Source organism: Phenylobacterium sp. (assembly GCF_041916435.1).
In the GTDB taxonomy this organism is placed as follows: domain Bacteria; phylum Pseudomonadota; class Alphaproteobacteria; order Caulobacterales; family Caulobacteraceae; genus Phenylobacterium.
The window spans coordinates 440,204-462,822 of record NZ_JAYRZM010000003.1; the positions used below are offsets into that span (position 1 = coordinate 440,204).

The window sequence follows — 22,619 nt, forward strand, 5'->3', positions numbered from 1 at the left end:
GTCAGGCGCCGCCCAGATCCTTTTTCTTCTCGAGATATTCCTCGCGCTGAATCTCGCCGCGCGCGTAGCGCTCCTCGAGGATGTGCAGCGCCGACGAGCGGGCCGGCCCGCCGCCCTGGCTCGGCGAGGAGATCGCCCGCCAGATCAGCACCGCGGCCACCGCCAGCACGACCAGCCAGAACAGGTTGTTGGCCAGCATGAACCAGCCGCCCGGCCAGCCGTAGCCCATCATCGACGACCACATGGCTGGTCCTCCGTTTCGGCCAAGGCCGCAGGACGCGTCGCCCGGAGCATGATCGCACTCCTTTTCCAGCAGCGGGCGGCGCGCACGGCGCCGCGCGATGACGGAACGATGCTAGGCCGCGATCCGATCCCGCCATTGACGCGCGTCAACCGGCCGGCGGCTCAGTGGCGGGGCCGCTGCGCCTCCACCGGCGGCGTGAAGTCCGGCTCGAGCGCCTTCAGGGGATGGGAGCCGGTCACCTGGCCCATGAACGGCGGCCAGATGTCGTAGCCCAGGAGCTGCTTCAGTCGCGGCGACATGGCCCGCGCCTGCTCGCGGGGAACGCCCAGGTAGAAGTTCTCCTGGGTGCGGGCCCAAGGCTCGCAGTACTGGTTGGTGAAGGCCAGCCTGGGCGACGCCGAGCGGTTGGCCCCGCCGCGATGCAGCAGCGTGCCGGCCAGGATCACGCAGGCGCCTGCCGGCATCACCACCGGCCGCGCCAGCGCCTCCAGGCCGCCGGGCTCGCCGGCCTTCTCGGCGATCTCGTCCTGGCTCCAGCGATGACTGCCGGGGATGACGTCGGTGGCGCCGTTGGTGTCGGTGAACGGATCGATCGCCGCGATCAGGGTGTAGCTGATCGCCGGGCGCGGCCGGGGCTGGCGGTAGAAGCCGTCGTCGTAGTGGATGTCCTGGGCCGCCTCGCCCGGGCGGATGCAGATCGCCTGGCTGGCGGTCAGCAGGAACCCCGGCTGCAGCAGCCCGCCGAGCAGCTCCATCACCCGCGGCTCCTCGGTCAGGCGCTCGAACACCGGCGCGCGGGCCACCAGGGTGTAGACCCGCTCGGTCTCGAAGCCCTCGAAGGCGTTGCGGCCCGAATGGCTGCCCAGGAAAGGCGCCAGGGCGGCGCGCGCCTCGGCGACCGTATCGGCGTCCATGAAATCGTCGATGACGGTGAAGCCCCGTTCCTCCAGCCGCGCGGCGTGGGCCTCGACGTCGAATCCGTTCGCGGACTGCGGCATGCGCCCGTCCTCCCTGATCGTTTTCCCGCATATGGGACTGGGGCGCCCCGGCCGACAGGCCACGCCTAGCTGCGCACCCGCCAGACGATCGCGTCGCCGCGAAACTCCGAGTCCAGCGACAAGAACCGATCGTGGGCGGCGCACATGCCTTCCCACAGCGGCTTCCAGGCGGCGAAGGCCCAGTCGGGGTCCACCGCCACGCCATCCATCAGCCGCCAGCCGGTCTGCGTCACCGTGGCCGAGCCCTCGTCCAGCTCGGCGGTCTCGCCGTGCGCCAGGGCCAGCCGGTGCAGCATCCGCGCGAAGGCCCGCGCGTCGCGGCCCTCGACGCCGGTCAGCCGGGCGGCCTCGTCGCGGAACTGCAGGCCGATCAGCCGCCCGGCGCGCCCGATCAGCGCCTGGGCCGCCTCGGCGGGGAACAGCGCCCGCATCACCGGCATCAGGGTGCGCACGTATTCGGCGGCGTAGGATCGCTCCACCCGCATCCGCCGCTCGGCGGGCCAGGAGGCGCTGTCGAGCCTGGGCTGGGCCGCCGGGTCCAGCGGTGGGCAACGCTCATCGGGCGCGAAGCGCACCCGTTCGGCGGACGAGAGCTCGTGATCGTACTCGAAGTAGTATCCCTCCAGCCCCGGATCGCCGAGCACGGTCTGGCCGGTGCACACGAACCCCAGGCGAGGATTGCCTAGCGAGACGCCGTTGTGGCCGTGCCAGCCATGCAGCATGGCCTCGTTGACCTGGCGCGGCACGCCACAGATCGCCGTCCCCTGCCAGATCCAGCGCGGCGGCGGATAGCGCACCCAGGCCTTTTTGTCCGACTCCGGAATATATTCGGTCTTCACCCCGCCAAGGGCGTTGGAGAAGTAGTGATACTGGGCGCAGGCCACGGCGTGGGGCAGGCCGTCCAGCCCCAGCTTCTTCAGCCCGGGCAAGAACTTCTCCAGATGCTGGTGGCGGAAGTGGGCGACCACGAAGTCGGCCGCATCGGCCGCGCCGCGCTGGGAGACCAGCGTCAGCACCAATCCGGTCATCAGGGCGTTGTAGAGGGTGGAGACGGCTTTGTAGTCGCCGGCCTGCAGCCCTGCTGAAACCGCCGTCGCGTTCCCGGACTCGCGCATCGGCCCGCCCTCCCCTGTCTTATCGTTCACCGCCTGAGGCGACGTCGGATTCAACAGGGCTGGCGGCCGGCTTCAAGCAAAACCGCTCAGCCGCCGCCGCGGGCCTCGACGATCTGGCGCACCACCGCGGCGTTGAAGCCATGGGCCGCGGCCAGCGCCGTCGGTGAGGCCGGGACGGCCGCGAGGGCCGCCGTCGCCAGGATCGTCTTCATCGGAAAGCTCCCCGGATGCTTCGCGCGAAAAGCGCCTTCGGCGCTCAGCCTAGGAAGCGGCTGGGGCCGGCCGCATCGTCCATATGCGCTACGGCACGGCTTCGGCGGCGTGACTTCGCTGTCGCAGCTCCGCCACGAGTCCGTGATAGGCTGCGTTCCCTTCAGTCCCCGAAGAGGCGAATCCAACCCTCGATGAACGCCGCGGTCGATCCCAAGTCCTTCGGGCCGGTCCCGCCGCAGGCCGTCCGCGTGCGCCACTACATCCCCGGCCGCACCCGCCTGGAGGCCCTGGCCCCGCTGGACCCGGCCGGCCGCGACGAGCTGGCCGCGGCGCTGGCCGCCCGGGGCTGGACCCTGGCCGGCTTCAACACCGTCACCCGCAGCCTCCTGGTGCAGCATCCGCCCGGCTGCTCGCCGACCGAGGTGGTCGACACCGTCGGCGAGGCCCTGGCCGGACGGCTGATCGCGCGCACGCCGGCCGGCCCGCGCCCGGTGCGCACGCCCCAGGCCGACGCCGACCTGGCGCGCCTGATGACCCTGCCCGCCGACAAGGTGCTGAAGCTGGTGGGGGCGAGCCGCTCGGGCCTGGACGAGGACGAGGCCGCCCGCCGGCTCGCCGAGGCCGGCCCCAACGCCCTGCCCGTCGCGCGCCGGCGCCCGCGCGTGGCGATCCTGGGCGCGCAGCTTTCCACCCTTCCGGTGGCCCTGCTGGCGGGTTCGGCGCTCCTGTCTCTGGCCACCGGCGGGGCGTTCGACGCAGCCGTCACGGTGGGCGTCATCGCGCTCAACGCCGGCATCGGCTTTTTCACCGAGGATGCGGTGGAAAGCTTGATCGCGCGGCTGGGCAAGCCGGTGGAGCACACCATCATGGTGATGCGCGCGGGCGGGCCCCGGCTGATGTCCGCCCGCGACATCGCGCCCGGCGACGTGCTGCTGCTCGGCCCCGGCCAGGCCATTCCCGCCGATGCGCGCCTGATCGAGGCCCGCGACCTGACCGTCGACGAATCCATCCTCACCGGCGAGAGCCAGGGCGTGGAGAAGACCGCCCGGCCGCTGGAGCGGGGCGACGGGCCGCTGGCCGAGCGCGCCAACATGGTCCACGCCGGCTCGGTGGTGATCGGCGGCCAGGGGCTGGCCGTGGCCGTGCGCACCGGCGCGAACACCGAGGCGGCGGCGGTGCGCGGCCTGATCGCCAACGCCCGCCCGCCCAAGCCGGTGATCGAGGAGAAGCTCGACGGCTTCAGCCGCACCCTGGTCTACGCCGCCCTGGCCGCCAGCGGCGTGGTGCTGGCCGTGGGGCTGATCCGCCGCCGGCCGCCGGTGGACATGATCCGCAGCGCCGTCAGCCTGGCCGTGGCCAGCCTGCCCGAAGGCCTGCCGGCGGTGGCCACCACCACCTTCGCCCTGGAAGCCAAGGCGATGGAGAAGCGCGGCGTGTTCGTGCGGATGCTGCCGGCCATCGAATCCATCGGCGCGATCGACACCCTCTGCCTCGACAAGACCGGCACGCTCACCGAGAACCGCATGAGCGTGGCCGGGGCGGCGGCCGGCAGCGCCTTGTACGGCGTCGCCGAGGGGCCGACCCTGATCCGGGCCGACGGCGCGCCCGCCGAGGAGAAGGACCGCCGCGCCCTGGCCGCCCTGGCCGAGGCGGTGGCCCTGTGCAACACCGCCGAGCCCGGCGTCGGCGGCGAGGGAAACGGCAGCGGCACCGAGCTGGCTCTGCTGGCCTTCGCGGCCCTGGCCGGAACCGACGTGGAGGCCGTGCGGACCGCCGCCCCGCGCCTGTCCGCCCGCGAGCGCAGCCAGGCCCGCCGCTACATGTTCACCCTGCACGAGCGCGACGGCGAACAGCTCGTGTTCGCCAAGGGCGCGCCGGACGAGGTGCTGGCGCTGTGCCTGCACGAGCGGCGCACGCGCGGGCGCATCGCGCTCGACGAGGTCCGTCGCGACGAGATCCTGGCGCAGAACGCCGAGCTGGCCGGCCGCGGCCAGCGGGTGCTGGGCGTCGCGCGCCGCCGCGCGCGCACCGGCGCGTTCGATCCCGACGCGCCGGACGACTTCGAATGGCTGGGCCTGGTGGGGCTGGCCGATCCCCTGCGCCCCAGCGCGCGCCAGGCCGTGGCGATGTTCCAGGCCGCGGGCGTGCGCACCCTGATGATCACCGGCGACCAGCCGGTCACGGCCCGGGCGATCGCCGCCGAACTGGACCTGGCGGGCGGGGGCGCCGTGCGCGTGATCTCCGGCGCCGAGATGGCCGAGCTCGACGACGCGGCCCTGGCCGAGGCGGCGCGCCAGGCGACGGTGTTCGCCCGCGTCAGCCCGGCCGACAAGCTGCGGATCGTGCGCGCGCTGCAGGCCAACGGCGCGGTGGTGGGCATGCTGGGCGACGGGGTCAATGACGGGCCGGCCCTGCGCGAGGCCCGCGTCGGCATCGCCATGGGCAAGAAGGGCTCCGACGTCGCCCGGGAAGTGGCCGATGTGGTGATCGCCGACGACGACCTGGCCGCCCTGGGCCGCGCGGTGGCCCGCGGCCGCTCCACCGACGACAACATCAGGAACGCCGTGCGTTTCCTGCTCTCCACCAACCTCTCCGAAGTGCTGGTGATGCTGGCCGAGTCCTTCGGCGGGCCGCAGGAGCTGGAGACGCCGATGGAGCTCTTCTGGCTGAACCTGGTGACCGACGTGCTCCCGGCCATCGGCCTGGCCATGGCCGAGCCGGCCGGTGACGTGATGGCCCGCGATCCCGCCGCCCTGCAGGGGCCGATCCTCCAGCCGGGCGAGTTCGCCACCCTGGGGCTGGACGGGGTGCAGATCGCCGCGGCGGCGCTCATCGCCCACCTGGCCTACACCCGGCGCATGCCGCCGGGGCCGGGTTCGCGCACGGCCACCTTCCTGACCCTGGCCGGCGCCCAACTGGTGCAGGCCTTCAGCCTGCGCGACCGCTCGCCGGGCGAGCGCGCCGCCAAGACGCTCAGCATCCGCCGCCTGGAGATGACGGTGGCCGCCTCGGCCGGCCTGCTGGTGCTGCCGTTCGCCTTCCCGGGTCTTGGCCGGTCGATGGGAATCAGCCCCGCCCGGCCCGGCCAGCTTGCGCTGTCGGCGGGCCTGACGGGCGGATCGCTGCTGTTGTCGGAATTGCGCCGGCTGCGCCGGCCCGGGCGGTCAGGCTGACGGCCGGCCGCGGCGCGCGGCCATCAGGTTGAGCGCCTGGCTGAACAGGGTCGTCGCCGGACCCACGACCTCGCCGCGGGCCAGTTGCACCGCGCCGGCCAGGACCAGCGCCAGGAAGGTCAGCTCGGACAGGTTCGTGCGCCCGCCCAGGGCCTGGCGCGCGCCCTGGTCCAGGGCCTCGACGAAATCGCCCACGCTCGCCAGGGCGTCGCGCTCGACCACGGCCGCCGCCTCGATCGGCGCGCCGAGGGCCTCGGACAGGTTCTTGGAGAACTCGGCCCATTCGCCGGTGTGGAAGATCACCAGGCTGCCGGTCGCCGCGCGCGCTTCGACCTTGCTGACGCCCGCGAGCGCGCCGACGGCCTCGGCCAGGCGCCGCGCCTCGGCGAGGTCGCCCCTCAGGCCCGGCGCCTCCAGGCGCACGCGGCCTGCACTCTTGTGAACGAGGCGCATGGCGGCCTCAGGCCTCGGCCTTCGTCGGCTCGGGCGAAGCCGCCTCGGCCGCCGGAGCGCCCGCCGCGCCGGCCATCACGGCCGAAGCCGCCGCCGCGCCGGCCGCCGCCGCATGGGCGGCCTCCGCGGCCGGACCGGGCTCTTCGTGGGCCATCTCATGGGCCACCTCGGCCAACAGGTCTTCCAGGTGCTCACCGGCCTTCATCACCGCCACCTGGGCCGAGGCCATGCCGGCGAAGCCCGCCTTGAGCGCGGTCTTCAGTCCGGGCCGCGCGATACGAAAAACCGCCGGCGCCACCACCGCGGCGCCGACGCCGATCGCGGCCCCCGCCAGGAGGCCCGCCCGCAGGGGCCAATCCTTCAACGACATTCGAACACCGTTTGCAGTTGCTCCGCCGGAGCGGCGGATCGGACGAGGCTACCACAGCCGCAGGGCCATGGCCGCCTCGTCCTGACGTCCGTGAGCTTAGATGCTCACGCCCGGGCGATCACGGGGCGGGCGTGTAGACGGGCTGGCCGTCCGGGCCCTTGATGTCGGCCCATTGGCCGCGCATCCGGTCCTTCACCTCGGTCGGCAGCGGCACGTAGTCGAGCGCCTTGGCCGCGTCGTCGCCGTTCTTGTAGGCCCAGTCGAAGAACTGGAGCACTTGCTTGGCCTTCGCCGCATCGGTCTGCTGCTTGTAGACCAGGATGAAGGTCGCCCCGGTGATCGGCCAGGACTTGGCGCCCGGCTGGTCGAGGAGCAGCAGGAAGTTGCCTTCGGCCTTGGACCAGTCGGCGCCGGCCGCGGCGGCCGAGAACGCGTCGATCTCAGGCGCGACGAACTGGCCGTCGTGGTTCTGCAGGTCGGCGTAGGCCATGCTGTTCTGCTTGGCGTAGGCGTACTCGACGTAGCCGATCGAGCCGGAGGTCTGCTTGACGAAGGCGGCGACGCCGTCGTTGCCCTTGCCGCCCAGGCCCGTCGGCCATTCCAGCGAGTCGCTGGCGCCGACCTTGTCCTTCCAGGCCGGGTTCACGATCGACAGGTAGGAGGTGAACAGGAAGGTCGTGCCCGAGCCGTCCGAGCGGTGGACCACCGTGATCGGCAGGTTCGGCAGGTTGACGCCCGCGTTCAGCTTAGCGATCTCGGGGGCGTTCCACTTGGTGACCTTGCCCAGGAAGATGTCGGCCAGCAACGGACCGCTCAGCTTCACCTGGCCCGCTTCGATCCCGGGCACGTTGAGCACCGGCACGACGCCGCCCATCACGGTCGGGAACTGGTAGAGGCCCGCCTCGTTCAGCTCTTCCGGCTTCAGCGGCTTGTCGGACGCGCCGAAGTCGACGGTCTTGGCCTTGATCTGCTTGATGCCGCCGCCCGAGCCGATGGCCTGGTAGTTCAGGCTGACCTTCGATTCGGTCTGATAGGCCTCGGCCCACTTGGCGTAGAGCGGCGCCGGGAAGGTGGCGCCTGCGCCGGCGATGGAGCCGCCGGCCGCAGCCGGTTCGGCGGTCTTGGCCTGATCCGGGGCCTTGTTGCACCCGGCCAGAACCAGCGCCGCGGCGCACAGGGCGAGGCCGATCGACGAAAAGGGCGTCTTCTGCATCACGAATCCTTTTGGTGTTGCCGTACGCGGATGATGAACCCCTACCACGACGATGGCGTGACGGCCCCTTGATTGGTCGGCGCGCCGGCGGGCGGTCAGGCCGGCTTGCGCGCCACCAGGTCGATCAGGGCTGACATGCCCTTGTGGCCCGCGCCTTCCTCGATCTCGGCGTCATAGGCCTTCAGCTCGACGATCTCCAGGTCGGCGAACGCTTCGCGCAGCATGGCCTCGGTGTAGAGGTTCTCGACGACGCGCGGCCCGCCCGTGCCGTAGGCGATCTGCTCGGGCCGGTAACCTTCCAGCAGCAGGAGCCCGCCGGGCTTGAGCGTCCGCTTCATGCCCTCGAACAGCCGGGCGCGGAGCGCAGGCCCCGCGAACTGGATGAAGATGGCCGCCACCACGTCGAACCGCGCCGGCGGGAACTCCCAAGCGGCTAGGTCGCCAAGCTCCAGGCGCAGCGGCGCCCCCCGCGCCTGCGCCAGCCGCCGGGCCTTGTCCTGGGCCACGGCCGAGGAGTCCAGCGACAGCACGTCCAGCCCCTGCTGGGCCAGCCAGACGCCGTTGCGGCCCTCGCCGTCGGCCACCGCCAGCGCGGTTCCGCCCGCCTTCAGCCGCGGCGCCTGGGCCGCCAGGAAGGCGTTGGGCGCCTCGCCGAACAGATAGTCTTCGCGGGCGTAGCGGGTGTTCCAGTCGGAGGTCTGCTTGTCGCTCATCGGGCGCTCCTGGCTTGCGCGGCTCGGTCGGCGAGGTCTTCAAGCCAAGCGGGCGGTCCGGTCAAGCGGCGCGCGGCCGGCGGCGTCAATTCAGCGACAGGGTCATGCGCACGGGCGCAGTCCTGCTGTCCAGGAACGGCTGGGCGGTGACGAAGACCCGCGAGGCGGCGAGCTGGCCGTCGGCCAGGAGCGCCGACTGCACGGCGCGGGCGCGCTCGCGGCCCAGGGCCTGCAGGTCCTCGTCGGACACGCCGATCCCGCCGCGCAGCTTGTCCTCCAGCCAGGCGACCGCGGCCTGGGTCGCGTCGACCTTGGCGCCGTCCGGCGCCGGCTCGGGCTTGGGAATCTCCGGCTTGGCGCCGAACTGCTTGCGGTAGAGGTCTTCGAGGATCGCCTTGCGGGTCTTCGGTTCGGCCAGGGCCGCCTCCACCGCGCCGGCCTTGTCGGCCCGCTTGCCGAGCTTGGCCGTCGCAGCCGCCGACAGGGCCGCCTGGAACCGCGCCTCGGCGAGGGCCGGCCGGTCGACCGCCGGGCTGACCGCCATCGGCGCCTCCAGATTGAGCGCGGGGCGCTCGGCCAGGGCCTTGACCAGGGCCGCGGTCTTCTGCCGCCCAGTCTCGTCCAAAACCGCGCCGCCCGGCGCGAAGTCGATGTATTGCAGGTCCTCGCCGCCGCCGAGCGACCCCAGGAGCGCGAACGGCGAGGTGGCGATCTTGACCATCAGGTTGCGCACCACCTGCCAGATCACCGGCCAGAGCCGGAACTTCGGATCGTCCAGCGTGCCGACGACCTCGATCGGCACGTCGATCACCCCGTGGCGGTCCTTCAGCAGGGCGATCACCAGCTTCACCGGCAGCTTGACCGCGTCGGCGCTGTCCACCCGGTCGCCCAGCTCGAGCTGGTCGATCACCACGTGGTGCTTGGCGTCCAGCTTCTGGTCGTCGATGTTGTAGTGCAGGTCGACGTTGAGCTTGCCCTTGTTGATCCGGTAGCCGGCGAACTTGCCCGAGTAGGGCGAGAAGGTGGTGAGCTCCATGTTCTGGAAGCTCATCTTGACGTCGGTGAAGCTGCGCGCGGCGAAGTAGTTCACCTGGCCGTCGATCTTCACCGGCGAATAGCGGTCGACCTGGCCGGTCAGGTCCACGTCGGCCCGCGCGTCCTGCCTGCCCGACAGGCCCTTGATGGTCCCGTCCAGCGCCTGGATGCCCGCGGCGAAATGCGGCTCGAGCGACAGGTCGGAGAAGTCCATCTTGCCGTTCTCGACCTTCACCAGCGCCACCTCGACCGGCAGGGCCTGGCGCGGCGCGCGCTCGGGACGAGGCGGTGCGGGCTCGCGCTTGGTCTTGGTGAAGGGGCCAAGCTTCAGCATCTTGGACTTGGGCGCCGGCGGAGGCGCGGCCGGCGGCGGCGGCGCGGCGCCCTCGGGCGACAGCACCGTGGCGACGTTCATCACGTAGTTGGGGCCGATGACGACGCGGGCGTAGGGCTCACGGGCCACCACCTGGCGCACCTTCACGGCCAGGGGCTCGGTGCGCACGCTGATCCCGTCCAGCCGCAGGCTGCGCCAGTTGACGAAGTCCTCGCCGAGGATGGTGTCGACGGTGTGCAGCCGGTCGACCTGGGCGGCGCCGGTGAACCGGATCGGGCCCTTCGCCGCATAGGCCACGTGGCCCTTGGTCGAGAGCCGTCCCGAAAGCAGCCGCAGGCTGACCGACTTGTCGAGGTAATGCTGGAAGCGCGGCAGCTCGACGCCGGCCGCCTCTACGTCGAGGTCGGCGGCGATCTTGTCCAGCTTCACCGTCCCCTTCGCCGCCACCCGGCCGCCGCCGTCCAGGCCGGCGCTGGCCTCCACCTGGACCGGAGCGGCGAGCGGCAGCGCCAGGCCGGTCACGGAGACGTCGAGCGGCGCGGCCGTCAGCCGGACAGGCTCGCCGAGGGAGCGATCCTCGAAGTCCACCTTGGCCGAGCGGACCCGCAGGTCGGGCAGCGCGACCTTCCAGGGCTCGTCGGGCTCGGCCTTCGCCGGCGCGTTCGCGGCGGCGGGCGCGGCGGCCTTGGCGGACGGGGCGGGCGCATAGCGGGCCAGGTTGATCTCGCCGCCGGGCTCGAGCCAGGCGCTCACGGCCGGGTCCGTCGCCTCGACGGCGCCGACGCTCACCGTCCGGGCCGGCACGTCGACGTGGACCTTGGAGACCTTCACCTGCGGCAGGCTGATCCAGTCGGCGTCCGCGCCCCGCGCCCGCAGGCCGACGCCGCTCAGGCCCAGGTCGCCCACGTCGACCTGCAAGGTCAGCTTCTGGCCGTTCAGGGCGAAGCGGTAGCCGCCGGACAGGCCCAGCTCGCCGCCGGTGACGCCGAACGGCAGGGCCTCGCCCGCCAACTCGGCGAGCGGCGCGACCTTGACCTTGGTCAGGACGAAGGTCCCGCGCGAGGCCAGCGGCGAAAGCCCCAGGACGCCGCGCCAGGACAGGCCCTCGCCCCGCTCGGACACCGCGTTCAGCACATAGGCGGCGCCCTCCTTCACCGTGCTGAAGTTGTTCAGGGTGAAGCCAACGGGCGAGAAGCTCTTGGTGAACGGCGTCTCGCGCGCCTGGTCGACGACCGCGACGCGCCCGCGACGCACAGCCAGGTGGTCGATCATCACCTTGGGCATGGGCCCGCCGCTGGGGGGCGGGATCAGGTCCTGGACGTTCAGCCGCCCGTCGGGACGCCGCACGAGCCGCACGCGCGGCGCATCGAGGGCGATCTCGTTGAACGCCAGGCCGCCGCGCCAGATTGAGGCGGCCGACAGGTCCACCGTCAGGCGATCGAAGCCGATCATCGGCGCGCCGTCGGCGTCGGGCAGGCTGAAGCCGTCGGCCTGCAGCTTCAGGGTGAAGGGATTGAACCGCACCTCTCCCAAGGACGCGGTGCGGTGGTAGCGCTCGGCCACCTGGCTGACGACCTGCGACTTGATGATGCGCGGCGCCAGCCAGAAGCCGGCGGCGGCGTAGAGCCCGACCAGCAGCGCCGCGCCCAGCGCGACCCAGGCGGCGACAATGAGCCCCCCGCGGCGGCGGGGCGTCTTCGACGGTTGGGGCGCCGGGGGTTCCGCCGAAGACTGCACGCTGGCTCCACCTGCTGAGATCCGACCCGAGGGCCCAGGCCTGCTCCGCCGCCATTAGAGGACATCCGGCCCCGGCCTGTCACGATCCGAGCGAGCCTGCTTCGGAGATCGGCGCACATTGGCGCGTCTCGACGGCGCGGATCCGAGCTCGGCGCGACGCTGTTCGCCATCCCGTCCGCGCGGCCAGGTCGCGATGGATCGCGCCGGCGCGACAACCGGTCGCTGGCCAAGGGCGCGCTCTTAACCAGCGCGTAAACCTATCGGCGCCTACCAACATAAGTCCTTTGATTTCAATCGCGCGAGGGGGGTGCATGTCGTTCCGCGACTTGAGAGTGTCATCGAAGCTTGCGTTCGGATTCGCCGGCGTCGTGGCCATCGTGCTGGCGATGGTCGCCATGGTGCTCGTCAATGTCGTGTCGATCCGGGCGGTCACCCGCGCCAACGCCGAGGAAGTGAATACCCTCGACGCCGCGCACGCCGTGCTCTCAGCCCTGGTCGAGCAGCAGAACGCCGTACGCGGGTTCGCCGCGACCGGCGACGAGAGCTTCCCCAAGCGCATCAAGGGCTTTCAGGACGATGTCGACGCCGCCCTCAAGGCGCTCAATGGGCTTGCCGGTGATGACATCGAACTGAAGGCCATGGTGGCCGACCTGGCCGCGGCCACGGAGGTCGTGAGCCAGGAGGAAGGCGAGCAGATCGCCATGCGGCGCGATCCCGCGCGGTTGGCGGAGGCTCAGGCCAGCATCTTCACCATGGGCCGCCTGACCAAGAGCCGGGAAATCCTGAAGTCGATCGACGACCACGAAGCGCGGCTCATCGCGACGCGCTCGGCGGGCCAGGCGCGCGCCTTCACCACCGCGCTGGTCGTGCTTGGCGCCGGCGGCCTGATCAGCGTGCTGCTGTCGGTCTGGGTGGGCTTCATGCTGACCCGCGCGATCGGCGGGCCGATTTCGGCCATGACCGCCGTGATGAGCCGGCTCGCCGGCGGCGACAACAGTGTCGACGTGCCCGCCGCCGAACGGCGCGACGAAGTGGGCGCGATGGCCAAGGCCGTGCTCGCCTTCAAGGATGCGGCCTTGCGCAAGATCGCCCTGGAGGCCGAATCCGCCGACGCCCGCGCCGCGGCCGACGCCGAACGGCGACGCGGCGAGGAAGCTCAACTGGAAGCCGCCCGCAAGCAGGCCCACGTGGTCGAGGCGCTGGCCGCCGGCCTGCGCAAGCTGTCTGCAGGCGATCTCACCGGTCGCCTGGCCGATGCGTTCGCGCCGGAGTACGAGCAGATCAAGCAGGACTTCAACGCCACCGCCGAGGCCCTGCAGGGCACGATGCGGGGCGTGGCCGACTGCGCGAACGGGATGACCAGCGGCGCCGCCGAGATTTCGGTCGCGGCCGACAACCTGTCTCGACGCACCGAACAGCAAGCCGCGAGCCTGGAAGAGACGGCCGCCGCGCTCGACGAGATCACCGCCACGGTCAAGCGCGCGGCGGAGGGCGCCAACCATGCCCGCAGCATCGTCGGCAAGGCCTCCGAGGACGCCGAACAGAGCGGCGTGGTCGTGCGCCGAGCCGTCGCGGCCATGGGCGAGATCGAAAGCTCCGCCCAGCAGATCAGCCGGATCATCGGCGTGATCGACGAAATCGCTTTCCAGACCAATCTCCTGGCCCTGAACGCCGGGGTCGAGGCGGCCCGCGCCGGCGAGGCTGGACGCGGCTTCGCCGTCGTGGCCTCCGAAGTGCGGGCCCTGGCCCAGCGCTCGGCCGAGGCGGCCAAGGAAATCAAGACCCTGATCTCGGCCTCGACGGAGCAAGTCGGCGCCGGCGTAGAGCTGGTGGGCGAGACCGGCCAGGCGCTGGAACGCATCGTCGCCCAGGTCTCCGAGATCACCACGCTCGTGACCGACATCGCGGCCAGCGCCCAGGAACAGGCGAGCGGCCTGCAGCAGGTCAACGTGGCCGTGAATCAGATGGACCAGGTCACTCAGCAGAACGCCGCGATGGTCGAGGAATCCACCGCCGCCAGCCATGCCCTGGCCGGCGAAGCCGAGGAGCTGATGCGCCTTCTCGGCAAGTTCCAGGTGGGTGAATCCGGCGCACGGCCGCGGTCGTCGCGGCCCGCGGCCGCCAGGCCCGCCCCAAAGGCGAGCGCCAAGCCCGCCTATGCGTCGGCCGCCGCCACGGCGACCAAACTGGCGCCTGAAGCCGAAGGCTGGGAGGAATTCTAGGCCGCCATTGCCACTTCAGCTTCCGCGATAGTCACGATCCGGATGCGCCGACGAGCATCGCGCTCTTCTCCGAAGCCCGCGCACGAAGCGCATAAGCCCCCGCGAGCGTCAGCGCGAGACTTACGCCGACACCGATCGCGGCGACGACGAAGGCGAAGTGAAACTGGGCGCCGCGCACGAAGAACGACAGCACGCCCGGCCCTGCGCCGTAGCCGATCAGGATCGCCGCATTGCCGAACACGCTCGCGCTTTCCCCGCGCCCGGCCTCGGCGAGCATGGCCAGGAAGTATGGCGTCAACACCACCACCGACAGGTTCAGCAGCAGGATGGCGACGAAATAGCCGGCCATGCCCGGCCCGGCCATCACCCAAAGAACGGCGCCGCCCAGCGCGAGATGCGCGGCGATGAGCGGCTTGAGCCGCCCAAAGCGGTCCTCGATCATCCCGACCAACGCGACGCCCAGAGTCCCGAGCAGCATCGCCACGGCCAAGAGCCGCCCGAGCGTTATGGCGTCGAAACCGGCCGACCGGCCGATCTGCTCGGCGTAGATCCAGACGCCGCCGTTGCAGATGAAATTGACCACGATGGCCGCCCAGATGAGGCCGACCCCCACCGCCCGCGGCGCCTTCGAGGCGGGCTCGACGCCATCGGCGGCGTCGCGCGGCTCTCGCCGGCGCGGATAGAGCAGCATGAGCGGCAGAGCGACGAGGAGCCCCGCCGCATAGGCCCAGTAGACGTGCGCCAGCCCGATCGCCGCGATCAGAGGTGGCGCGCACCACAGGCCCAGGGGCCCGGCGACGCTCAACAGGCCGAACGAAATCGCGAACGCGCGATCGGGCTTCTTGAGGCTCGAGATATAGACCGAGCCCAGCGATTGGACCGCGCCGGCCGCGAAGCCCGCGACCGCGCGAACGGCGGCGAAAAGTCCAAGCCCGCTGACGAATCCGGACGCGACATGGGCCAGGGCCAGGACCACGAAACAGGCCAGGGCCGCGTTGCGGAGATTGACGCCGGGGCGCGCCAGGAAGATCGCTGTGAAGATGCTTCCGGCGGCGCCGCCAAGCGTTTCCGCCGAGGCGACGCGGCCGGCTTCCGCGACGCTGAAGTGCAGCGTGTCGACATAGGCGCCGACGAAGACCGGCATCGCCGCAACCGAAAGCATGCCGACGAGAATCGAGGCGTAGATGATCAGCAAGGGGCGCGTCGCGATCGCGCCGCCCCCGTTCTTGCGCTCACCGCTCACGACTTCGCCCCCAGTATCTCTTCGCCCCCAAGTATTTCGCTCCAGGCCTTTCGCCCGAAGGCCCGGCCGCGCTCATTTGGTGCGCACGGCGCGGGGCGCCGTCCATCACCGGCTGTCAATGTAGGCTTCGCGCCGACGCGAACGCGGCGCGCAAACGAACCCTCCCGGCGCCTGCGGGCGGGCCTTCCGCCGCTTCAGTTTCGCGTCGATCGCAGTTCTATCGCCGGCTCGATCGTGAGCCCGCTGGCCGACACGGGCCAGGGCGCAAGCCCCCTTTCCGGCTTCAGCGGCCCCGGCCAGCGATAGCACGCGCGCTGTTCTATCGGCGGGCAACTCCGTCCGTCGGCCGCCTCGCCGCCGGTTTCAAACGCACATTCGACCGTTGCGGAATGCACGCTCACGCCCGCCACCGCACCATCGGCGCTCTGGGCGCCGGCGCGATAGTCGATGAATGAGACGAAGACGGTGTAGCGAAGCCCCGGCTCGAGCGTTCCGGCCGGCAGGGTCAGTCCATGCGTGTCGACGGAGAGGCTCGGCCGCCGCGCGCCGGAGCCGGAAGAAAACACCGTCTCGCCGCGACAGTTGTCCATGAGGAAGAAGATGGTCGGCTGCGCGAAAAGCGGCGGGATCCCATCCGGCGCGGGCGCCGGACTGAAGGGCGTCCAGGCGACTTCGATCGCGGCGTCGGCGTCGAACGGCGCTTCGGCCCGGCCGCCCTGCGAGAGCGTGATCCGCGGCGGCGCCGGCAACAGCGTTCGGCTCTCTCCGCCGCCCAGGGCGAGCGCGAAATCGCGTTCGCCGTGCGCGTCGCGGACATGGCAGCGGTAGACGTCATTGGGAATGGCCGCGTCGAGTTCCGACAATGAGGCGAACGAGCGAGCCTGGCGATCCAGCAGCCATTCGTTCACGAAACTGAGCCGGCCGCCGGAGGCGAAGCGCGCCAGTTCCCGTCCCTGGGTGTCGGTGACTTCCGCCGCGTATCTGGAATGCAGGCCGACCACGCCCAGTTCGGCGAGGAACAGGTGGTCAAGCAGCGCGGGAGATCCATCCGCCTGCTGCCGATAGATCGCCGCCTTTTCCAGCCAGACCGCCACGACGTCCGACTGCGCTTCCTCACCCGCCACTTCGTTCTCCCGTCCGTGCGAATTCGTGCGGCGCCGCCCACTCAGACCAACGCCAAGGGCGAGGCTCGAAGCCGCGCGGCCCTTCAGGGGGTGGGTCTTTGATCGGCGCCGGTTGGTCTCGAGAATACCGCCTGCCTCCGCGGCCTTCAGCGCCTCAAGCCTTTTCGCCGGCCTGCCAGCGGCGATGTCCCCGGCGCCGATTTTCGGGAACGCCCCGGCGTGCGGCCGGTCATGATCTGATCAGCCTGGCGCAACGCCCGACCGCCCCAGGTTCACGGGGCTCAGCTTGGATCAGGCTGACGCGTGATGGCGGAGAGGGGGGGATTCGAACCCCCGATACCCTTGCGAGTATGCCGCATTTCGAGTGCGGTGCTTTCAACCACTCAGCCACCTCTCCAGAGCCGGGACGGGGCGGTCCTGGCGGAGGCCCCCTGAGCGAGGCGCGGAACCTACTCATCCGTCCCTTGCCGCGCAAGCCCTCAGCATGCGGCGCGTTCAGCGCGGGTAGAGCACCATCTGGGTGCAGCGGAAGACGGCGATCAGCTTGTCGGTGGAAAGGTTCTTCGCCTCGGCGTCCCACACCTGGGTCATGCGCCCGCCGTGGACCAGCCGGGCCTCGCAGGCCACCGTCTCGCCCTCCTTGGCCGTGCCCAGGAAGTTGGTCTTCAGCTCCACGGTGGTGAAGCCTGACGCCCCCTCCGGCAGCGAGCTCATGCAGCCGTAGCCGCAGGCGGAGTCCACCAGGGTGATCACCGAGGCGGCGTGCATGAAGCCGTTGGGCGCCATGTGCCGGCGCGCCACCGTGTAGCGGCCGCGGGCCTGGCCGCGGCGCACCTCGTCCCACTCCAAGCCCAGTTCGCCGGGCAGCAGGCCCTCCTGGCGCGCGGCGAACTCGGCGGCCCTGTTGTCGTCCGGCATCGCGATCTCCCTTGGGCCAGGTTCAGGCGTCGGCCGGCAGCACGATCACCCCGTCGGCGTCGGCGTGCAGCATGTCGCCGGGCACGAACACCACCCCGCCGAAGGCCACCGGCGTATCGACGATGCCCTCGCCGCGCTTGACGCTGCGCATGGGATTGGAGCCGAGCGCCTTGATGCCGATGTCCAGGCCCGCCAGCAGGGTGGTGTCGCGCACCGCCCCGTAGACCACGATCCCGGCCCAGCCGTTGCGCACCGCGTCGGCGGCCAGCATGTCGCCCACCAGCGCGCGACGCAGGGAGCCGGCGCCGTCCACCACCAGCACCCGCCCGTAGCCGGGCTCGGCGAGCGTGGCCTTCACCAGGCTGTTGTCCTCGTAGCAGCGCACCGTGCGGATCGGCCCGGAGAAGGCCGAGCGGCCGCCGAAGTCGCGGAACTGCACCAAGCACACCTCGGCCGTGGCCTCGTGCTCGTCGCACAGGTCGGCGACAGAGATCGCGTCCTCGCCCAGGTCGTCGTCCATGTCGTCGTCGCTCACGCCAGCGCCTTTCCCTGGTAGCCGTCGCGCAGGTCGCGCTTGAGGATCTTGCCGATGTGGCTGCGCGGCAGGGTGTCGACCACGATCAGGTCGGCCAGGCGCTGGGTCTTGCCGACATTGCCGTTGACGAAGGCGACGATCTCCTCGGCCGTGGCGCTCTTGCCCTTGCGCAGCACGACGAAGGCCACCGGCGTCTCGCCCCACTTCTGCGAAGGCACGCCCACCACCGCCGATTCCAGCACCGCCGGATGCTTGGCGAGCTCGGCCTCCAGGTCCGACGGATAGATGTTGAACCCGCCGGAGATGATCATGTCCTTCTTGCGGTCCATGAGCGTCAGGAAGCCGTCCTCGTCGAAACGGCCGACGTCGCCCGTGCGGATGAAGCGCAGCCCGTCGGGCGAATGCCACTCGGCCTCGGAGGTCTTCCCGGGCTGATTGTGGTAGCCGACCATCATCGCTCCGGAGCGGCCGACGATCTCGCCCACGTGGCCCTGGGGCACCTCCTTGCCGTCCTCGCCGATCAGGCGGATGTCGTGCCCTGGCAGCGGCTTGCCGACGGTGTGCAGCTTGTCCGGATATTCGTGGGCGACCAGGCCGCAGGAGCCGCCGCCCTCGGTCATGCCGTAGTACTCGATCAGCCCGCCGGGCCAGCGCTTGAGCACGTCGGCCTTCAGCTCGGCGGCGAATGGCGCGGAGGTGGCGAACTTCATCACGAAGCTGGACAGATCGTAGCTGTCGAAGTCCGGCCGCTCCATCAGCCGGCGGTACTGCACCGGCACCAGCATGGCGTGGGTCACCCGGTACTGCTGCGACAGCTTCAGGAACTGCTCGGCGTCGAACTTGGGCATCAGCACCGCCGTGCCGCCGTTGGACACGGTCGGCAGGAACGAGACGAGCGTGGTGTTCGAATAGAGCGGGGTGGAGACCATGGTCACCGCCCCGGCCGGATAGACGCCCCGGCGGATCTGGCCCCAGCGCATGCTGTGCGGCTGCACGATGCCCTTGGGCGTGCCGGTGGTGCCCGACGAATAGATGATGTTGAAGGGTTGCTCCGGCGCCACCGTGACCGGCGCCGGCTTGGCCCCCTCGGCGGCGAGCCAGGTCTCGAAGGGAACGCCGGCGTCGGAACCGTCCAGGGACACCCGCTTGGCCGTGATCTGGTCGGCCACGCCGGCCAGGGCGTCGGACACGCCCTTGTCCAGGAAGAAGACCTTGGCCCCGCTGTCGGTGAGCATCATCACCAGGCTCTCGGGCGTGGACGAGGGGGCGAGCGGCGCCACGGCGGCCCCGGCGCGCAGGATCCCCAGGAAGGTCGCGGCGTATTCCACCGAGGTGGTGGCGCAGGCGGCGGCCACGTCGCCGTTCTTCACGCCGTCGCGCTGCAGCGCCGCGGCGATCCGGTCCATCAGCGCGTCGAGCTGGCCGAAGGTGAGCTGGCGCTTGGCGTCGACCAGCGCGAGCTGGTCCGGCCGCTCCCCGGCCTGTTCGGCGATCACTTCCGGCAGGGTGGCGAAGTCCCGGCTCAGGATTTCTTCGACGGACATGCGGCTTCCTCCAAACGCGTGTTCGAGCCCTTTGGGTGATTAGCCCGCCCATCGGCGCAGCGACAACCGCAATCGCGCCCTTGCGGCCGAAGGGCCCGGCGGGGGAGACTGTCGGCGGCCGCCGGTCATTGGGCGGCGATGCATATTTTCCTTCGCCGATCGCGGGCCAACCGCGGCGGCCCATTTCTCAGGGATGGAACCATGGCCGAAGAGATGATTTCCCTTGGCGCGCGGCTCAGGGACCTCGCCCAAACCAAGCCGGACGCCCCGGCGGTCACCAGCGGCGGGACCACGTTCACCTACGCCGAGCTGCACAGCCGCACCAATCGCATCGCCCGCGCCCTGATCGACAAGGGCGTCAAGCACGGCGACCTGGTCACCCTGGGCCTGCCCAACTCCACCGGCTTCATCGAGGCGGCCTGGGCCATCTGGAAGGCCGGCGCCACGCCGCAGCCGATCTCCTTCCGCCTGCCGAAGAACGAACTGGAGGCGATCATGGAGCTGGCCAAGACGCCGGTGGTGATCGGCCAGTTCGCCCATGAGATCGACCGGCCGCTGCTGGACGTCGACGAGCTGCTGGCCCTGTCCGACGACGACAGTGACCTGCCCGACCTCGTCGCGCCGATCTACAAGGCGCCCACCTCCGGCGGCTCCACCGGACGGCCCAAGCTGATCCTGTCCGGCAACCGCGCGGAGACCACCAAGGAGATGCCGGAGGCCGGCGGCTTCCGCATCAAGCCGGGCGCGACCGTGGTGATCCCCGCCGCGCTCTACCACAACGCCCCGTTCGGCATGGCCGCCGCCGGGATCACCCTGGGCGCCCACGTGGTGGTGACGCCCCGCTTCGACCCGGAGGCGACGCTCCAGGCCGTCCAACAGCACAAGGCGACCTGGCTCTATCTGGTGCCCACCATGATGAGCCGCATCTGGCGCCTGCCCGAGGAGGTGCGGGCGGCCTACGACGTCTCCTCGCTAGAGACCATGTGGCACATGGCGGCCCCCTGCCCGGCCTGGCTGAAGGAGAACTTCATCCACTGGTTCGGGCCCGAGACGGTGATGGAGCTCTACGCCGGCACCGAGGCCCAGGCGGTGACCATCATCAACGGCGCCGAATGGCTGGAGCACCGCGGCTCGGTGGGCCGGGTGACCACCGGCGAGATGATCGTGGTGGGCGAGGACGGCCAGCCCCTGCCGGCGGGCCAGCCGGGCGAGATCTACATGCGCCGCCCGGCCGGCGCGCCGCCCAGCTACCAGTACCGGGGCGCGACGCCCCGCACCCTGCCCGGCGGCTGGGAGAGCCTGGGCGACATCGGCTGGTTCGACGAGGACGGCTATCTCTACCTGGCCGACCGGCGCACCGACATGATCCTGGTGGGCGGCTCCAACGTCTATCCGGCCGAGATCGAGGCGGCGCTGGACGAGCACCCGCTGGTGCAGTCCTCCGCCGTGATCGGCCTGCCGGACGAGGACATGGGCGCTGTGGTGCATGCCATCGTCCAGCCCAGGCCCGGCCTTGACGAGGCCGGCCTGCGCGCCTTCCTGGCCGACAAGCTGGTCACCTACAAGCAGCCGCGCAGCTACGAGTTCGTCGAAGAGCCCCTGCGCGACGACGCCGGCAAGGTGCGCCGCACGGCCCTGCGCGACGCGCGGATCAAGGCGCAGGCCTGACGCCGTCCCGCATCGTCCGCCGCCGACGCGCGTCGACCGACGACGCCGGACGGACCGCCGTCCTCACCCAGCGGACGGTTGTCCGTCATGGTGCGCTGCGATAAGCGAGACCCCATTCATCCAAAGACGATACTTTGCGGAAGAGAGCATGAGCATAAAGGGCAAGGCCTACATCATGGGGGCCTATGAGCACCCCACCCGCGACGCGCCCGACAAGTCGACGCCCCAACTTCACGCCGAGTGCGCCCTGGGCGCGCTGAAGGACGCGGGCCTGACCAAGGACGACGTGGACGGTTATTTCTGCGCGGGCGACGCGCCCGGCTTCGGCGCCATGTCGATGTCCGACTACATGGGCCTAAAGCTGCGCCACATGGACTCCACCGAGACCGGCGGCTCGTCCTACATCCTGCACGTCAGCCACGCGGCCCAGGCGATCGCCGCGGGCAAGTGCTCGGTGGCGCTGATCACCCTGGCCGGGCGGCCGCGGCAGTCCAGCCGCATGGCCGGCGGCGGCCGTCCTAGCATGGGCGAGGCCCCGCCAGAGGCTGGCTTCGAAAACATGTACGGCGGCACCACGCACAACACCTACGGCATGTGCGCCATGCGCCACATGTACGAGTACGGCACCACCTCCGAACAGCTCGCCTGGATCAAGGTGGCGGCCAGCCATCACGCCCAGTGGAACGAGCACGCCTTCCTGCGCAACGTGGTCACCGTCGAGGACGTGGTGAACTCGCGGATGATCTCCGATCCGCTGCACCTCTTGGACTGCTGCGTCGTCACCGACGGCGGCGGCGCCCTGATCGTCACCAGCCCGGAAGTGGCCAAGTCCCTGAACCGGCCCAAGGTGAAGGTGATGGGCGCGGGCGAGGCGCCCAAGGGCCCGGCCGGCGGCCTGGACCTGGACCTCACCTATTCCGGCGCGGCCTGGTCCGGCCCGCGCGCCTTCGCCGAGGCCGGCGTCACCCCCGCCGACATCAAGTACGCCTCGATCTACGACAGCTTCACCATCACGGTGCTGATGCAGCTTGAGGACCTGGGCTTCTGCGAGAAGGGCCAGGGCGGCAAGTTCGTGGCCGACGGCAATCTGATCTCCGGCGTCGGCAAGCTGCCGTTCAACACCGACGGCGGCGGCCTGTGCAACAACCACCCCACCAACCGGGGCGGTATCACCAAGGTCATCGAGGCCGTGCGGCAACTGCGCGGCGAGGCCCATCCCAAGGTCCAGGTTCCGAACTGCGACCTCGCCATCGCCCACGGCACGGGCGGATCCCTGGGCGTGCGCCACGGCGCGGCGACCCTCATCATGGAACGGGAGTAGGCCCCATGAGCGATCAAGCCCAAAAGGACGCCCCCAAGGCGGCGGTCCGCCAGTTCCGCGCGCCGGCCGTCAACGTCGAGACCCAGCCGTTCTGGGACGCGGCCAGCGAGGGCCGGTTCCTGATCAAGCGCTGCACCGCCTGCGGCAAGGCCCACTGGTATCCGCGGGCGATCTGCCCGTTCTGCTTCTCGCCCGAGACCGTGTGGGAACAGAGCCCCGGCGAAGGGGTGATCTACACCTACTCGGTGATGCACCGCTCGCCGACCGGCCCCTACGCCATCGGCTACGTCAACCTGGATGAAGGTCCGGCGGTGATGACCAACTTCGTCGACTGCGACCTGTCGGCCCTGAAGATCGGCCAGCGGGTGAAGGTGAAGTTCGCCCCCACCGAGGAAGGCGCCCCGCCGGTGCCGGTGTTCACGCCGGTCTGACCGCGGCTTCTTCAC

Annotated in this window: 19 protein-coding genes and 1 tRNA gene; 5 read left to right on the forward strand and 15 right to left on the reverse strand. The window is 70.9% G+C overall.

Annotation, left to right across the window (positions count from 1 at the left end):
* Position 1: 1 nt before the first annotated feature.
* From ACE3TA_RS10540 to ACE3TA_RS10555, 4 genes are all read right to left on the reverse strand, one after another.
* Positions 2–244 carry an SHOCT domain-containing protein gene (locus tag ACE3TA_RS10540; protein WP_374573330.1) on the reverse strand — a complete coding sequence of 81 codons (243 nt, stop codon included), beginning with the start codon at positions 242–244 and terminating at the stop codon, positions 2–4.
* A gap of 161 nt (positions 245–405) precedes the next feature.
* Positions 406–1,242 carry a phytanoyl-CoA dioxygenase family protein gene (locus tag ACE3TA_RS10545; RefSeq protein ID WP_374573332.1) on the reverse strand — a complete coding sequence of 279 codons (837 nt, stop codon included), beginning with the start codon at positions 1,240–1,242 and terminating at the stop codon, positions 406–408.
* Positions 1,243–1,307: 65 nt separating this feature from the next.
* Entirely contained in the window at positions 1,308–2,357 is a 1,050-nt protein-coding gene (locus ACE3TA_RS10550) for a hypothetical protein (RefSeq protein ID WP_374573334.1), read from the reverse strand.
* A gap of 86 nt (positions 2,358–2,443) precedes the next feature.
* Positions 2,444–2,569 carry a hypothetical protein gene (locus ACE3TA_RS10555; RefSeq protein ID WP_374573336.1) on the reverse strand — a complete coding sequence of 42 codons (126 nt, stop codon included), beginning with the start codon at positions 2,567–2,569 and terminating at the stop codon, positions 2,444–2,446.
* A gap of 192 nt (positions 2,570–2,761) precedes the next feature.
* Here ACE3TA_RS10555 and ACE3TA_RS10560 point away from each other — a divergent pair, with 192 nt between their 5' ends.
* Complete coding sequence (locus tag ACE3TA_RS10560) at positions 2,762–5,743, forward strand: cation-translocating P-type ATPase (protein ID WP_374573338.1); 2,982 nt, start codon at positions 2,762–2,764, stop codon at positions 5,741–5,743.
* Here the strand turns inward: ACE3TA_RS10560 and ACE3TA_RS10565 are convergent.
* From ACE3TA_RS10565 to ACE3TA_RS10585, 5 genes are all read right to left on the reverse strand, one after another.
* On the reverse strand, positions 5,735–6,196 hold the full coding sequence (locus tag ACE3TA_RS10565; RefSeq protein ID WP_374573340.1) for a hypothetical protein: 462 nt from the start codon (positions 6,194–6,196) through the stop codon (positions 5,735–5,737). The genes ACE3TA_RS10560 and ACE3TA_RS10565 overlap by 9 nt on opposite strands.
* Positions 6,197–6,203: 7 nt before the next feature.
* A complete protein-coding gene (locus tag ACE3TA_RS10570; RefSeq protein ID WP_374573342.1) occupies positions 6,204–6,566 on the reverse strand; it encodes a hypothetical protein in 363 nt (120 codons plus the stop codon).
* 118 nt (positions 6,567–6,684) lie between these two features.
* Positions 6,685–7,779, reverse strand: a complete 1,095-nt coding sequence (pstS, locus tag ACE3TA_RS10575) for a phosphate ABC transporter substrate-binding protein PstS (protein ID WP_374573344.1) — start codon at positions 7,777–7,779, stop codon at positions 6,685–6,687.
* Between the two features lie 95 nt (positions 7,780–7,874).
* A complete protein-coding gene (locus tag ACE3TA_RS10580; RefSeq protein WP_374573346.1) occupies positions 7,875–8,492 on the reverse strand; it encodes a cyclopropane-fatty-acyl-phospholipid synthase family protein in 618 nt (205 codons plus the stop codon).
* 85 nt (positions 8,493–8,577) lie between these two features.
* Positions 8,578–11,598, reverse strand: a complete 3,021-nt coding sequence (locus ACE3TA_RS10585; RefSeq protein ID WP_374573348.1) for a DUF748 domain-containing protein — start codon at positions 11,596–11,598, stop codon at positions 8,578–8,580.
* A 332-nt stretch (positions 11,599–11,930) separates the two neighbouring features.
* Here ACE3TA_RS10585 and ACE3TA_RS10590 point away from each other — a divergent pair, with 332 nt between their 5' ends.
* Complete coding sequence (locus ACE3TA_RS10590) at positions 11,931–13,820, forward strand: methyl-accepting chemotaxis protein (protein ID WP_374573350.1); 1,890 nt, start codon at positions 11,931–11,933, stop codon at positions 13,818–13,820.
* A 31-nt stretch (positions 13,821–13,851) separates the two neighbouring features.
* On the opposite strand, the gene ACE3TA_RS10595 is transcribed toward ACE3TA_RS10590, so the two are convergent.
* The 6 genes from ACE3TA_RS10595 to ACE3TA_RS10620 all read right to left on the reverse strand — a co-directional run bounded on the left by ACE3TA_RS10595 (position 13,852) and on the right by ACE3TA_RS10620 (position 19,184).
* A complete protein-coding gene (locus ACE3TA_RS10595) occupies positions 13,852–15,063 on the reverse strand; it encodes an MFS transporter (RefSeq protein WP_374573352.1) in 1,212 nt (403 codons plus the stop codon).
* Positions 15,064–15,257: 194 nt separating this feature from the next.
* On the reverse strand, positions 15,258–16,187 hold the full coding sequence (locus tag ACE3TA_RS10600) for a hypothetical protein (RefSeq protein ID WP_374573354.1): 930 nt from the start codon (positions 16,185–16,187) through the stop codon (positions 15,258–15,260).
* Between the two features lie 307 nt (positions 16,188–16,494).
* A tRNA-Ser gene (locus tag ACE3TA_RS10605) sits at positions 16,495–16,584 on the reverse strand.
* 98 nt (positions 16,585–16,682) lie between these two features.
* The gene (locus ACE3TA_RS10610) at positions 16,683–17,105 is read right to left on the reverse strand and encodes a PaaI family thioesterase (RefSeq protein ID WP_374573356.1); all 423 of its coding nucleotides are present in this window, start codon (positions 17,103–17,105) and stop codon (positions 16,683–16,685) included.
* A 22-nt stretch (positions 17,106–17,127) separates the two neighbouring features.
* On the reverse strand, positions 17,128–17,640 hold the full coding sequence (rraA, locus tag ACE3TA_RS10615) for a ribonuclease E activity regulator RraA (RefSeq protein WP_374573358.1): 513 nt from the start codon (positions 17,638–17,640) through the stop codon (positions 17,128–17,130).
* On the reverse strand, positions 17,637–19,184 hold the full coding sequence (locus ACE3TA_RS10620; RefSeq protein WP_374573360.1) for a class I adenylate-forming enzyme family protein: 1,548 nt from the start codon (positions 19,182–19,184) through the stop codon (positions 17,637–17,639). The genes rraA and ACE3TA_RS10620 overlap by 4 nt, the downstream gene beginning before the upstream one ends.
* 201 nt (positions 19,185–19,385) lie before the next feature.
* On the opposite strand from ACE3TA_RS10620, the gene ACE3TA_RS10625 reads away from it, so the two are divergent.
* The 3 genes from ACE3TA_RS10625 (at position 19,386) to ACE3TA_RS10635 (ending at position 22,604) form a co-directional block, all read left to right on the forward strand.
* The gene (locus ACE3TA_RS10625; protein WP_374573362.1) at positions 19,386–20,852 is read left to right on the forward strand and encodes an AMP-binding protein; all 1,467 of its coding nucleotides are present in this window, start codon (positions 19,386–19,388) and stop codon (positions 20,850–20,852) included.
* Between the two features lie 148 nt (positions 20,853–21,000).
* The gene (locus ACE3TA_RS10630) at positions 21,001–22,173 is read left to right on the forward strand and encodes a thiolase domain-containing protein (RefSeq protein WP_374573364.1); all 1,173 of its coding nucleotides are present in this window, start codon (positions 21,001–21,003) and stop codon (positions 22,171–22,173) included.
* A gap of 5 nt (positions 22,174–22,178) precedes the next feature.
* Positions 22,179–22,604, forward strand: a complete 426-nt coding sequence (locus ACE3TA_RS10635; RefSeq protein ID WP_374573366.1) for a Zn-ribbon domain-containing OB-fold protein — start codon at positions 22,179–22,181, stop codon at positions 22,602–22,604.
* Positions 22,605–22,619: the final 15 nt, after the last annotated feature.